This window comes from Chryseobacterium sp. Bi04, from assembly GCF_918698085.1.
In the GTDB taxonomy this organism is placed as follows: Bacteria; Bacteroidota; Bacteroidia; order Flavobacteriales; family Weeksellaceae; genus Chryseobacterium.
In genome coordinates this window covers 127,279-139,923 of the sequence record NZ_CAKKLP010000014.1, presented here as the reverse complement: position 1 = coordinate 139,923, position 12,645 = coordinate 127,279, and the positions used below count along the sequence as shown (strand labels likewise).

General features: G+C 35.8%; 12 protein-coding genes. 9 read left to right on the top strand and 3 right to left on the bottom strand.

All coding sequences use genetic code 11. From position 1 onward, the window contains the following. Nucleotides 1–23 precede the first annotated feature (23 nt). A complete protein-coding gene (locus tag LQV47_RS18880) occupies nt 24–1,562 on the bottom strand; it encodes a S41 family peptidase (protein ID WP_230040324.1) in 1,539 nt (512 codons plus the stop codon). Nucleotides 1,563–1,735: 173 nt separating this feature from the next. Here LQV47_RS18880 and LQV47_RS18875 point away from each other — a divergent pair, with 173 nt between their 5' ends. Further along, a complete protein-coding gene (locus LQV47_RS18875; protein ID WP_230040322.1) occupies nt 1,736–2,833 on the top strand; it encodes an MBL fold metallo-hydrolase in 1,098 nt (365 codons plus the stop codon). Here LQV47_RS18875 and LQV47_RS18870 read toward each other — a convergent pair whose 3' ends face one another. Continuing rightward, nucleotides 2,834–3,121, bottom strand: coding sequence for a GNAT family N-acetyltransferase (locus LQV47_RS18870; RefSeq protein ID WP_230040321.1), 288 nt, complete (start codon nt 3,119–3,121; stop codon nt 2,834–2,836). Between the two features lie 393 nt (nt 3,122–3,514). Here LQV47_RS18870 and LQV47_RS18865 point away from each other — a divergent pair, with 393 nt between their 5' ends. The 5 genes from LQV47_RS18865 to LQV47_RS18845 all read left to right on the top strand — a co-directional run bounded on the left by LQV47_RS18865 (nt 3,515) and on the right by LQV47_RS18845 (nt 8,012). Next, a complete protein-coding gene (locus tag LQV47_RS18865; RefSeq protein ID WP_230040319.1) occupies nt 3,515–3,979 on the top strand; it encodes a hypothetical protein in 465 nt (154 codons plus the stop codon). A gap of 111 nt (nt 3,980–4,090) precedes the next feature. Continuing rightward, nucleotides 4,091–4,996: a helix-turn-helix transcriptional regulator gene (locus LQV47_RS18860; RefSeq protein ID WP_230040317.1), complete on the top strand. Its 906-nt coding sequence runs from the start codon at nt 4,091–4,093 to the stop codon at nt 4,994–4,996. Between the two features lie 81 nt (nt 4,997–5,077). After that, nucleotides 5,078–5,911 (top strand): SDR family NAD(P)-dependent oxidoreductase, encoded by an 834-nt coding sequence (locus LQV47_RS18855; protein WP_230040315.1) that lies wholly within the window; start codon nt 5,078–5,080, stop codon nt 5,909–5,911. An 18-nt stretch (nt 5,912–5,929) separates the two neighbouring features. Next, nucleotides 5,930–6,931: an aldo/keto reductase gene (locus tag LQV47_RS18850; RefSeq protein ID WP_230040313.1), complete on the top strand. Its 1,002-nt coding sequence runs from the start codon at nt 5,930–5,932 to the stop codon at nt 6,929–6,931. A gap of 88 nt (nt 6,932–7,019) precedes the next feature. Further along, nucleotides 7,020–8,012 carry an MBL fold metallo-hydrolase gene (locus tag LQV47_RS18845; protein WP_230040311.1) on the top strand — a complete coding sequence of 331 codons (993 nt, stop codon included), beginning with the start codon at nt 7,020–7,022 and terminating at the stop codon, nt 8,010–8,012. Between the two features lie 299 nt (nt 8,013–8,311). Here the strand turns inward: LQV47_RS18845 and LQV47_RS18840 are convergent, their stop codons facing one another. Next, nucleotides 8,312–10,531 carry an NADP-dependent isocitrate dehydrogenase gene (locus LQV47_RS18840; protein ID WP_230040309.1) on the bottom strand — a complete coding sequence of 740 codons (2,220 nt, stop codon included), beginning with the start codon at nt 10,529–10,531 and terminating at the stop codon, nt 8,312–8,314. A 167-nt stretch (nt 10,532–10,698) separates the two neighbouring features. On the opposite strand from LQV47_RS18840, the gene tpx reads away from it, so the two are divergent. The 3 genes from tpx to LQV47_RS18825 all read left to right on the top strand — a co-directional run bounded on the left by tpx (nt 10,699) and on the right by LQV47_RS18825 (nt 12,617). Then, entirely contained in the window at nt 10,699–11,199 is a 501-nt protein-coding gene (tpx, locus tag LQV47_RS18835; RefSeq protein WP_047486077.1) for a thiol peroxidase, read from the top strand. 89 nt (nt 11,200–11,288) lie between these two features. Continuing rightward, nucleotides 11,289–11,861 carry a Crp/Fnr family transcriptional regulator gene (locus LQV47_RS18830; RefSeq protein WP_230040308.1) on the top strand — a complete coding sequence of 191 codons (573 nt, stop codon included), beginning with the start codon at nt 11,289–11,291 and terminating at the stop codon, nt 11,859–11,861. A 66-nt stretch (nt 11,862–11,927) separates the two neighbouring features. Continuing rightward, the gene (locus LQV47_RS18825; protein WP_230040306.1) at nt 11,928–12,617 is read left to right on the top strand and encodes an alpha/beta hydrolase; all 690 of its coding nucleotides are present in this window, start codon (nt 11,928–11,930) and stop codon (nt 12,615–12,617) included. Nucleotides 12,618–12,645: the final 28 nt, after the last annotated feature.

The window sequence follows — 12,645 nt, the reverse complement described above, 5'->3', positions numbered from 1 at the left end:
GGCTGAAAGCCCGCCCGAGGCTCTTATTGGGAAAATTTTTCTTTTTCCATGTTTATTTCATTTTTTATCCAGTCCAGCTGCGGATCTTTTTTATCAATAATATCCTGCATACTTTCTTTAATTACAATATCAGGTGTCACTCCCTTCTTACTGTCCCGGAAGTCGATATTCGGCTGTACAAAAAGTAATCCTATGGGAAACTTTATTTTGGTATTGGGAAGTTGTTGGTAAGAATAAAATCCTGCTACCGTTCCATCGTTGGCACCTCCTGTTTCTTCCCCAACCAGGATGGCTTTCTTATCACTTTTAAGCTTTGCCGTAATAATAGAGGAGGCCGAAAAACTTCCTCCGTTGATCAGTACAAAAACTTTTCCGTTGAAAGATTCTTTATTGGGTTTTGTAGGCTTATCCACTTTCATTTTATAGAAGGTCTTTCCATCCTTTTTATAGGTGCTGAAAGCCTGGGCGAAAAAGTAACTCGGATAGGCAATACTTTTGAAGGCATATTCTAAAGGAGTGCTTTTCCTGAAATAATTGGTTCTTAAAGGAGTTGTTTTTGAGGTCACCTGAGACGGTTTTATCAGCGTAAAAGGTTTATCTGTTAAATAGGAATACAGATTATTAATTTCGTGAAGTGAACCTCCATAGTTGTTGCGGACATCAATGATAAGATAGGAAGACTTTGCATTTTTTATTTTAGCAAAAGTTTCCTTGTAAAATTTATCTGAATAATCCCGGGAGAAACTTTTCACCTGTAAGTAAGCGATAGTGCTGTCTTTATCCAGGAATTTAAAACTTCTGTTATAAGAATTGCTGGCGGCTACATAATCATTTACCTTTTTTTCCTGTGTCCTCTTTTTCATTTCCTTATCCTTGTCAAGATCAGTTTCTGATTTGGATTCCCTGCTTAACGTATACGTATGTTTTTCACCTTCATAAAGTGTCTCAATAATTGCAGTATTAGATAGGCCGTTTTCAGCAGTATAGAAGTTAAAAAAAAGATCCTTTAAAAAATAAGAATGAAAAGTGGTATTGTATCCGTCACTGCTGATCAGGCTTCTGTATTTTTTAATATAGTCTGAAACAGCAATATTGTCAATCTTTAGAATTTCAGTTCCCGGTTTGATATTTTCAATAGCATCTCTATTTTGAATGATATACATATGATCACCATCTATATAATATTCAAAGCGGCTGAATAACCCTTTTGTATGTTCTAATTTTTTGATTTCCTGTTTTGTAAATTTCTTTCTTGGAATCCTCAAAGAAAGATGTCCTTCACGTATACTCGCAATAACAGGCTGGAATTTGAAATAAAACTGAAGCGGAGTAAGAGGTTCGGTAATTGTCTGTTTAAGACTATCAAATTTATAGTCTAATTCTTGTTTAGGAATATACCAATATAACTGAGGATGCATCTGCTGAAGCTTTGAATAAGCATAATCTACATCTTCTTTAAGTTGCTCCGGAGGAATGCATGAAGCTCTCTGTTCGTTATGTTTTCTGATAGAAGAACATGACGATAATAGAACCAAAAGCAATATTGCCGAATAATTTTTCAATGTCTTTGAGTTTTTTTAAGCTGCTAAAATAGAAAGATTAAAATTAATCATCACTTAAATGAATGATAAATTTTTGGCTTGACTTTATAAATTTAGTTAAAAATTGAGAGCTTTATTACTTATATTTTTTTATTTAAAATGAAAAGTCAATACATTTGATCTTTATTTAACAGATGATGTATTGGATTATTATAGGGATAGCTGTACTGCTTGGTGTTTTTTATGTAGTGATCAATGGGAAAGTCTTTGGAGCTGTATCCAAAGGAAAGCGGCTGGAACGTATCAAAAAATCAAAACTGTACAGAAAAAGACAATTCCAGAATATAAGCCATACCCCATCAATTGCTGAAGGCTACAAAATGTCAAAAGTCACCTATGACTTTTTTCTGGGTAAGAAAGATCCGTTGCTAAAACCCTCGAAAGATATTCCTTCCATTTACACAGATTTAAAAAGTATTGATAAATGCAAAGATGTATTCGTCTGGCTGGGGCATTCATCTTATTATTTACAGGTTGGCGGAATCTCTTTTTTAATTGATCCGGTACTGAGCTTATATGGATCCCCCTTTAAATATTTCAATAAAGCATTTAAAGGAGCTGATATTTTTAAGCCCGAAGACATTCCGGAGCTGGATTACCTGATTATTACCCATGATCATTTTGATCACCTGGATTATCCCACTGTCCGATCTATTAGAGACAGAACAGGTATGGCTATTATACCCCTTGGAGTAGGAGCGCATTTGGAAAGATGGGGATATCCGGAAAATAAACTTATTGAAGAAGACTGGGGTGCTGAAGTTAAATTAAAAAATAATACTACCATAATCTTCACACCTGCAAGGCACTTTTCCGGAAGAAGAATAAAACAGAATGATACCCTCTGGGCTTCTTATGTTTTGATAACCCCCACAAAAAAAATATTTTTAGGAGGTGACAGCGGTTACGACTCTCACTTTAAAATAATAGGAGAAAAATACGGACCTTTCGATTATGCCATTCTTGAGAATGGGCAATATGGCGAAGCATGGAGATACATTCATACCTTACCTGAAGATGTAATTCAGGTGGGTATTGATGTAAAAGCAAAACATATTATTCCGGTACATGCTGCTAAATTTGCACTGGCTCTTCATCCCTGGAACGAACCCTTACAGAAAATAACAAGTCTTGGAAAAGAAAAAAACTTATCTATCCTTACTCCAAGAATTGGAGAGGTCGTTGATCTGAATCAATCAGATCACCAGTTTAGCGCGTGGTGGGAAGACTGATTATGCATGCCAGATATCTTTATACCGTGCAGGATGATTCTCAAACTGCTGGCGTACAAAATCACATTCCGGGTCTACCAGTAAATCTTTTTCTTCCGCATACCGTACCAATTCATCCAATAATAGCTTGGCATATCCCTGGCCTTCACGGGCTTCATCCAGTTTAGTATAATATACAATCAGTAACCTTCCGTCGATCTCTATGGACATATAACCCACTTTTTCATCATCAATGAGTAGCTGTAATTCATCCTGATAGGGAGATACTTCAAATTTTATATTTTCCATAATTACTGAGATTTAGTTGATAATGGCTCTAAGAGAACAATAAAAAGCATTCTCTATTTTAAAATTACAAATTTAAATGATATGGTATAACATATTTTTGGAATCTTAACGAATTTTATAAGTAATGGATTTAAAGAATAAAGAATAAAGAATAAAGAATAAAGAATAAAGAATAAAGAATAAAGAATAAAGAATAAAGAATAAAGAATAAAGAATAAAGAATAAAGAACCTTTGCTAAACATCTAACATCTAATAATTACACATGAATTTTGAAAATATTATAAAAGATAATCAATGGTTTGCGATTTTTATTAACAAATGTTGGGAATTGGAATTAATAATTGGCACTTTAATTGTCTATGTCATCATGTTTAATTTAAAAGGGAAATGAAATGAAAAAATTATTATTAACAGCATTTTTAATCGGGACCTTTAGCATGAGCTATGCACAGTCAGATTATTATAATGATTATAGAAGAAGTATTACTGATATCAACTGGCAGACTGTAATCGCAGATCTGTTACTTTCCACAACACAGGCTAACCAGGTCTATGCTTTAAATGACCGATACCGTGATTACAATTCATGGAATAGAGTATATGTAGTAGAACCTGGAAGATGGAAGGACGAAAGATACTCGGAACTTGAGAGAATACTTGGACGAGAAAAGTACATCGTATTTAAAAAGAAATATTATAGAGGACAAAATCCTGTGATCGTTTATGGACGTAAAAATGATGTAAAAAAATACCGTAAACAACAGGAAAAGTATTATAAAAATCAGGAAAAATACTATAAAAAACAAAATAAGAATCGTCATGGGAACGGACACGGGCATGGCGATGACTGGGATTAGACCATTATCAATTATATATATTCACTTTAAGTGGCTGGCAGAAATGTCAGCCATTTTTATTTTATGAATATAGGTTGTAGATATATGGTTTGAATTTTATAATTTTGATATATGGAATCCAAGGAATCAGTAAAAGGTTTTTATGAAAGAAATTTTCCCGGCCTGGGCCCCCAGTGTCTCATTACACATGGGATGGGGCATTTCAATGTGGCTTCAAGGGAATATTGTGCCGTATTAGCTCCCTACAGCAGGAGAGATTATTATAAAATTTCATTGATCATAGGAAAGGGAAGACTTCATTATGCAGATAAATGGATTGAGATAGACCGCCCGGCATTATTATTTTCGAACCCTATTGTTCCCTATTCCTGGGAATCTGAGGATGAAGATCAAAAAGGATGGTTCTGCCTCTTTACAGAGGAGTTTCTGCAAAGTGGCAGCCGTATGGGAAACCTTCAGGATTCTCCGCTTTTCAAAATAGGGGGAACTCCGGTTTTCTTTGTTGAGGAAGATCAGCAGAAGATACTTTCTGACCTGTATATCAAAATGATGACCGAAATTCAGTCGGATTATGTTCATAAGTACGATATGCTTAGAGCCTATCTTTACCTGATGATTCATGAAACAATGAAGATGAATCCGGCAGAAAGTTTTGAACCTTATCAGAATGCTTCACAAAGAGTAGCCTCATTGTTTATGGAACTGCTGGAAAGACAGTTTCCTATTGACAGTCCTGAAGCATATCTGAAATTGAAAACACCCAACGATTATGCCCAGAGTCTTTCCATTCATGTGAATTCCCTGAACCGTTCTGTAAAAGAGATTACCGGAAAGACAACCAGCCAGCAAATCACAGCCAGAGTTGTTCAGGAAGCCCATGCTCTATTGAAACACACAGACTGGAATATTGCTGAGATAGCCTATGGACTGGGCTTTGAAGAACCGGCCTATTTTACCAATTATTTTAAAAAACAAACCGGGCTAACTCCGAATACCTTAAGAATGAATTCTGTTTGAATTTTATAGTTTTTTGTTTGAATTACTCAAGTTATCTTGCTTTAAACATAGCGACATTTGTTTCTATAAAATTCAAATGATATGATAGCACAATCAAAAATATGGTTCATCACAGGAACTTCAAAAGGGTTTGGATGGCACCTTACAAAATTATTACTTAGCAAAGGCGATAAAGTTATAGCTACCTCCAGAACACCTGAAAACCTTGAAAAGGATTTTCCTGACAATGATAATCTTCTTGCATTAAAAGTAGATATTACTTCTGATACCGATGTGAAAAATGCAGTTGAGAAATCCATACAACATTTTGGAAGGATTGATGCCGTAGTAAATAATGCAGGATATGTGTTAATTGGCAGTATAGAAGAATTAACAGATCAGGAGTTCAGAGATACTGTAAATGTAAATTTATTCGGGACCCTCAATGTACTGCGTGCAGTACTTCCTCATTTACGAAAACAAAAAAGCGGGAACATTATTAATATTGCTTCAAATGCAGGATATGTTGGAATGTCGAATGTAGCTGCTTATAATGCTTCCAAGTTCGCGATTATCGGTATTAGTGAGGCATTACGACTTGAAACAAAAGATTTCGGAATAAAAGTTACCGTAATAGCTCCGGGACAATTCCGGACTAATCTTTGGGAATCAGGTGCTATTAAATTTCCTTCAAGTCCTATCAAAGAATATTCTACAGAGAAATTTGAAGATTTTTTTAAAAATGAAACCGGAAAGCAAGTAGGTGATCCTTATAAATTGGTGAAAATTATTACTGAAATTGCTGATCTGGAAGATCCTCCATCCCATCTTTTGTTGGGAAAAGATACTTATGATATGGTGATAGAACATCGAATAAATGAAAAAAAAGAATTTGATAAATGGAAAGAAGTTTCTTTATCAACAAACTTTGATTAACTTTTAAATTAGTAAAAAATGAAATTTAGAAAATTAGGAAATACAGGAGAACAGTTATCTGCTATTGGGTTAGGCTGTATGGGAATGAGCTTTGCTTATGGTCCTGCAGATGAGCAGGAGAGTATCAATACTTTACACAGAGCATTAGACTTAGGAGTCAATTTTTGGGATACAGCAGATATGTATGCTAATGGAGAAAATGAAAAGCTGATCTCTAAAGTTTTGGTTCCCAACAGAGATAAAATTTTTATTGCCACAAAATTCGGATTCAGATTTAAAGATGGTAAAGCCAGTCATAGTGGAGCTCCGGGCACCTATTTTGACGGTTCGCCGGAATGGATCAGAAAGGCAGTGGATTTAAGCCTCCAAAGGTTAAAAATAGACACTATTGATCTTTACTATGCTCATAGAGTAGACCCGAATATCCCTGTAGAAGAAACAGTAGGAGCAATGGCAGAACTTGTAAAAGCCGGAAAAGTAAAATATATCGGACTTTCTGAAGCTTCAGCAGAATCTATCAGAAAAGCTAATAAAATTCACCCGATCGCTGCTTTGCAGTCTGAATACTCTATCCTTACAAAAGATGTTGAAAAAGAAATTCTGCCAACGATCAGAGAACTTGGAATTAGTTTGGTTCCTTATTCTCCATTAGCAAGAGGACTTTTTGCAAACATCAATGAAGTACAGAACTTTGGGGATGACGACTTTAGAAGGTCTTTACCGCGTTATCAGCAGGAAAATATAGAAAACAATACCAAGCTGGCAAAAGAAATCAATGATCTTGCTGCTTCCAAAGGGGTAAAGGGAACTCAGTTGGCATTAGCCTGGGTACTCAACCAGGGTGAAGATATTATTCCAATCCCAGGGACCAAACGAATCAAATACCTGGAAGAAAATATTGCAGCCGTAAATATAGACCTTTCCCAATCCGATTTGGAGACCATTGATGCCATCCTGAAAAAATATCCCAATGTAGGTGAAAGATACACTGAAGGTTCCATGAAATTAGTAAACAACTAAAGACTATACTGTAAACTGGGTTTCTGGATAATAGCAGAAGCTCAGTTTTTTCAAATAGAATACAATCACAACATCACATATTTATATTATGAATAGAAGAGAACTGTTAAAGAATGGTTTACTGGCAGGAACACTGAGTTTGGTTCCTTTTTCCAGTGTACTGGCAGAGACGAAAATAACTTCCAACAACAAAGAAGAAGATCTTTCAGGGTTTAAAAAAATGAAACTGGGGGAATTAGAACTTTTTGTTCTCACGGATGGATATATCCATGAAACAGATGTGAAATCATTTGCCCCACGAGGGAATGTTTCAGAAGTGAAAGCTATTCTTAAAGATAATTTCAGGCAAGAAGATTATATTGATATGGCGATGAACACGCTGCTTGTTAAGACAGAGAATAAACTAATCCTTTTCGACTCTGGAATGGGAATTTTTGCTGATGAAAGAACAGGATTTCTACTGAAAAGCCTCCAAAAATCAGGTTTCTCTGCAAAGGATATTACTGACGTTTTTATTTCTCATGCCCACCCCGATCATATTGGAGGAGTTATAGATAAACAAAATAACCTTGTTTACCCTAATGCAAATATTTTCATTTCAAAAATTGAATATGATTTCTGGATGCAGGCTTCCCTTAAAGATTTTAATAACAGTGCTCTGAAAGCCAGACCTGAATTGCTGAATCAGATTGTTCCAGCGCTTCAGAATATCTTAAAAGCAATTCAACCCAAACTGAAATTTTATGATTTGAACAATAAGATGTATGATTATTTCAGCTTTCAGTTAGCTCCGGGGCATACGCCAGGTTTAACAGTTACAACAATATCTTCAGGCAATGAAAAATTACTGTACATTGCAGACCTTATTCATTCCGATGTTATTCTTTTTCCGCATCCTGAATGGGGCTTTTCAGGAGATACCGACCTGGACATTGCTACCGCTACAAGAAAAAAACTTCTTCTACAGTTGGCTGATACCCAAACCAGAGCCTTTGCCTGTCACCTGCCATGGCCAGGGCTGGGATTCACAAAGAAAAAAGCAAACGCTTTTGAATGGTTTCCCCAAAGCTTTATGAATTAAAAAATAGCAGAAGCAGATAATAGATAACAGATGTTGAAGAGTAAACATCAATAGGAGCGGACTTTAGTCCGCTTTATTATTATCAATGTGTGATCTGGCTTTAGCCAAACATGTAATAGCTAATAGGTAAAATGTTTACTGTAATTTGTAATGGCGATCATTCCCCTTCTCCGGCGGGGTGGCGAAAATTCAAAGAATTTTTGATGGGGTGGTTTTCGGTATATCTTTTAAAGAATAGGCCAAAAACAAGAAAGCCCCTTTTTCAAAAGGAGCTTTCTAATTTATACTTACATCAGAAATTAGATTCTGTCAATAATTTCATTTAAAACAGTACTTGGTCTCATTGCCGTATACGTTTTGTATTTATCAGTTTTGTAGTAACCGTCAATATTTTGAGGCTTACCTTGAGCACCAATTAATTCTGCATTAATTACTTCTTCATTTTCTTTCATTTCTTTTGCAATTGGAGCAAATTTAGCCGCCAATTCTGCATCAACAGTTTGGTTTGCCAAGGCTTCAGCCCAATACATAGCTAAATAGAAATGAGAACCTCTGTTATCAATTTGTCCTACTTTTCTTGCAGGAGACTTATCTGTAGCTAAGAATTTAGCATTTGCTTCATCCAATGCATCAGCCAGTACCTGGGACTTTGCATTTCCCTGAGTTTGTGCCAAATGCTCTAGAGAAGCTTGTAAAGCAAGGAATTCACCTAGAGAATCCCATCTTAAATATCCTTCTTCTAAGAACTGTTCAACGTGTTTTGGAGCAGAACCTCCGGCACCTGTTTCAAATAAACCACCTCCGTTCATTAATGGAACGATAGAAAGCATTTTTGCAGAAGTTCCAAGTTCAAGGATTGGGAAAAGGTCGGTTAAATAATCTCTTAATACATTTCCTGAAACAGAGATTGTATCTTTACCTTCTCTTGCTCTTTTTAATGTTTCAGTCATAGCATCTTTTACATCAAGAATTCTGATGTCAAGACCTGCAGTATCGTGATCAGCAAGATATTTTTCTACTTTTTTGATGATTTCTCTGTCATGAGCTCTTCCTTTGTCTAACCAGAAAATAGCAGGCGTATCAGATAATCTTGATCTGTTTACAGCTAGTTTTACCCAGTCCTGGATAGGAGCATCTTTAGTCTGACACATTCTGAAGATATCATTTTTTTCTACTTTTTGAGAAAGAAGAACATTCCCTGCTTCATCCTGAACCTCTACAGTTCCGTCAGCAGATAATTGGAAAGTTTTATCGTGAGAACCATATTCTTCAGCTTTTTGAGCCATTAATCCAACATTTGGAACAGATCCCATAGTAGTAGGATCCAGCTTTCCATGTGCTTTCATATCGTCAATTACAGACTGATAGAAACCAGCATAAGAACGGTCAGGAATGATACAAACTGTATCTTCTTCGTTTCCTTCTTTGTTCCACATTTTACCACCCCCTCTTACAAGAGCAGCCATAGAAGCATCAACAATGATATCAGAAGGTACGTGGAAGTTGGTAATCCCTTTGTCAGAATTTACCATGGCCACTCTAGGTCCTTCAGCAAGCGCTTTCTCGATATCAGCTTTGATGTCAGCTTCCTGCGCATTTCCTTTAATTTTTTCAAAAAGATCAGCAAGACCGTTGTTAGGGTTGACATCTAAAGATTTGAATGTCTCAGCATATTTAGCAAATACATCTTTGAAGAAAGTCTCTACAATAGCTCCGAAGATAATTGGATCAGAGATTTTCATCATCGTAGCTTTAAGGTGAGCGGAAAGAAGTACATTTTTATTTTTAGCTTCTTCAATAGCCTCCTGTACAAATACTTTCAAAGCATTGAGGTTCATTACAGAAGAATCGATAACTTCTCCTGCCTGAAGGCCTGCGAAATCTTTCAACAAAGTTTCAGCCCCGTCATTTCCTTTGAATACGATTTTATATTGTGTAGCATTTTCTAAGGTTGTAGAATTTTCTGTCCCATAGAAATCACCATTGTTCATATGAGCTACATCAGTTTTGCTGTCAGAAGCCCAGTCACCCATTCTGTGAGGGTTGGCTTTTGCATAGTTTTTAACAGCTTTTGGAGCACGTCTGTCAGAATTTCCTTCTCTTAATACCGGATTTACTGCACTTCCTAAAACTTTTGCATATTTAGCTTTGATTGCTTTTTCATCATCATTTTTAGGTTCTGCAGGATAATTAGGAACTGCGAAACCTTTCGCCTGTAATTCAGCAATTGCTGCATCCAACTGAGGAACAGAAGCCGAAATATTAGGAAGTTTGATAATATTAGCGTCAGGTTGAGTAGCCAGTTGGCCTAATTCTGCTAAAGCATCACCGATTTTCTGATCATCTTTTAAGAATTCAGGAAAATTAGCTAAAATTCTTCCTGCCAAAGAAATATCCGGAACTGCGATCTCGATGTTTGCTGATTTTGTGAAAGCTTTTACGATTGGTAAAAACGAATGTGTAGCCAGCATTGGAGCTTCATCAGTAAGTGTGTAATAGATTTTTGATTTTTCTGACATTATACTGTTATTTGTTATTTGAAATTATAGTTCTACAAATTTAGTTAAAATTTAATTTTGGGGCTTACTCCTATACTGAGTTTTTTCACTTTAAGATTAATTTAACCTTTATTAAATTGAAAAAAAATCTATTTTGATTAAATTTGAAAAACTTTAAAAATAAAATTATGTCAACCATTACTTTAAAAGGAAACGAAGTACACACAATAGGAACATTACCGTCAGTAGGAACCACAATCAAAGATTTCGCTTTGGTAGACTCCGGGTTAAATGTAAAAACACTTGAAACCTTTGAAGGAAAGAAGAAAGTCTTCAATATTTTCCCAAGTATTGACACGCCAACTTGTGCCGCTTCCAGCAGAAAATTCAACGAAGAAGCTTCAAAATTAGATAATACGGTAGTGATTAATATTTCAAAAGACCTTCCTTTTGCCTTAGGAAGATTCTGTGCTGCTGAAGGATTAAATAACGTGGAAACCCTTTCAGATTTCAGAAGCAGCTTTGGTGATGATTATGAAGTAACCATTACTGATTCTCCTTTGAAAGGACTTTTAAGCCGTGCAGTAATCGTTGCAGACGAAAACAACAAAGTGGTATATACGGAGCAGGTTTCAGAAATTGCTGATGAGCCTAATTATAATGCAGCACTTACAGCATTAAACCAATAAAATAAACAACAGGAATAAAATACTTGTAACAGCCTTGTGAAAATAATTTTTTGCAAGGCTTTTTTAGATATAAAAAACACAAACAGATTATGTTGGATCATTACAAAAAATATGGAGAACTGTTTCAGGTAGATCGGGAGCATTTCGAAGAATTTTATGCCCTGCTTAAACATACACAGCTTTTAAAATCTGATTTTTTTCTGAAACAGGGTGAAAAATGTAAATACTTAGGCTTTATCAAAAAAGGAACGATAAGGTGCTTTTATATCAATGATCAGGGTCGGGAGATCAATTTCGGATTTTATTTTGAGAATGAATTTTTTACAGACTATGAAAGTATCCTTTGCGACACCGTTTCCAATATGAATATTCAGGCATTGGAAGATTGTGAAATTTTACTTTTAAGAAAGGAAAATCTTAAATCTTTATATGAAAAAGAAGCTTACTGGCAGCAGTTTGGGCGTGTAATGAGTGAAAAAATTTATCTGGATGCCAAAAAAAGAATTGATGATTTGTTATGCTATTCCCCCGAAAACAGATACTTAAACCTTCTGAAAAAAGAACCCCTTCTTTTTCAGAAAATAGCCCAGAAACATATTGCCAGCTATTTAGGAATAACAGAGCAGTCTCTTAGCCGGATAAGAAATAGGATTGTTAATTAACTTAAGTTAACGCCTACTGAGATTTTAGCACGTAGCTTTACAATCATCAAATTTTAAATAATCATTATGGAACAGAAAGATTTAACCATTATTTTGGTACACGGAGCGTGGGGAGACGGCTCACACTGGCAGTATGTTATTCCTTCTTTGGTAAAAGCAGGGTATAAAGTAAGAAGTGTTCAGAATCCTTTAACTTCGTTACAGGATGATATTAATAAGACAAAAGATCTTATTGATGCTCAGGAAGGAAAAGTACTTTTAGTAGGGCATTCTTATGGAGGTGCTGTTATTTCGGGTGCCGGAAACCATGATAAAGTTGCCGGGCTGGTTTATATTGCAGCCTTTGCTCCGGATGCAGGAGACAGTTTAGGAGCTCTTTTAGGAAGAAGAGAATCTTCGGGTGGAACAAGTATTTATCCGGACAGTAAAGGCTTCCTGTGGATTAAGTATGATGAGTTTCAATCTGCTTTTTGCCAGGATCTCGATGCCGAAAAAGCTTTGGTAATGGCATTGTCACAAAAACCTATTCATGGGCAATGTTTCGGAGACGTTGCTGGAGAGCCGGCATGGAAAACAAAACCAAGCTGGTATCAGATCTCCTCACAAGATCATATGATCCCGGCAGAAACAGAGAAAGAAATGGCAGAAAGGCTTCAGCCAAAGAAAATAATTACTTTAGATGCAGGACACGCCTCATTAGCTTCACATCCTAAAGAAGTTACCGAATTGATTTTGGAAGCAGCTTCTTCGCTCTAAGGACTAAATACATATAAAAATCTTGTGA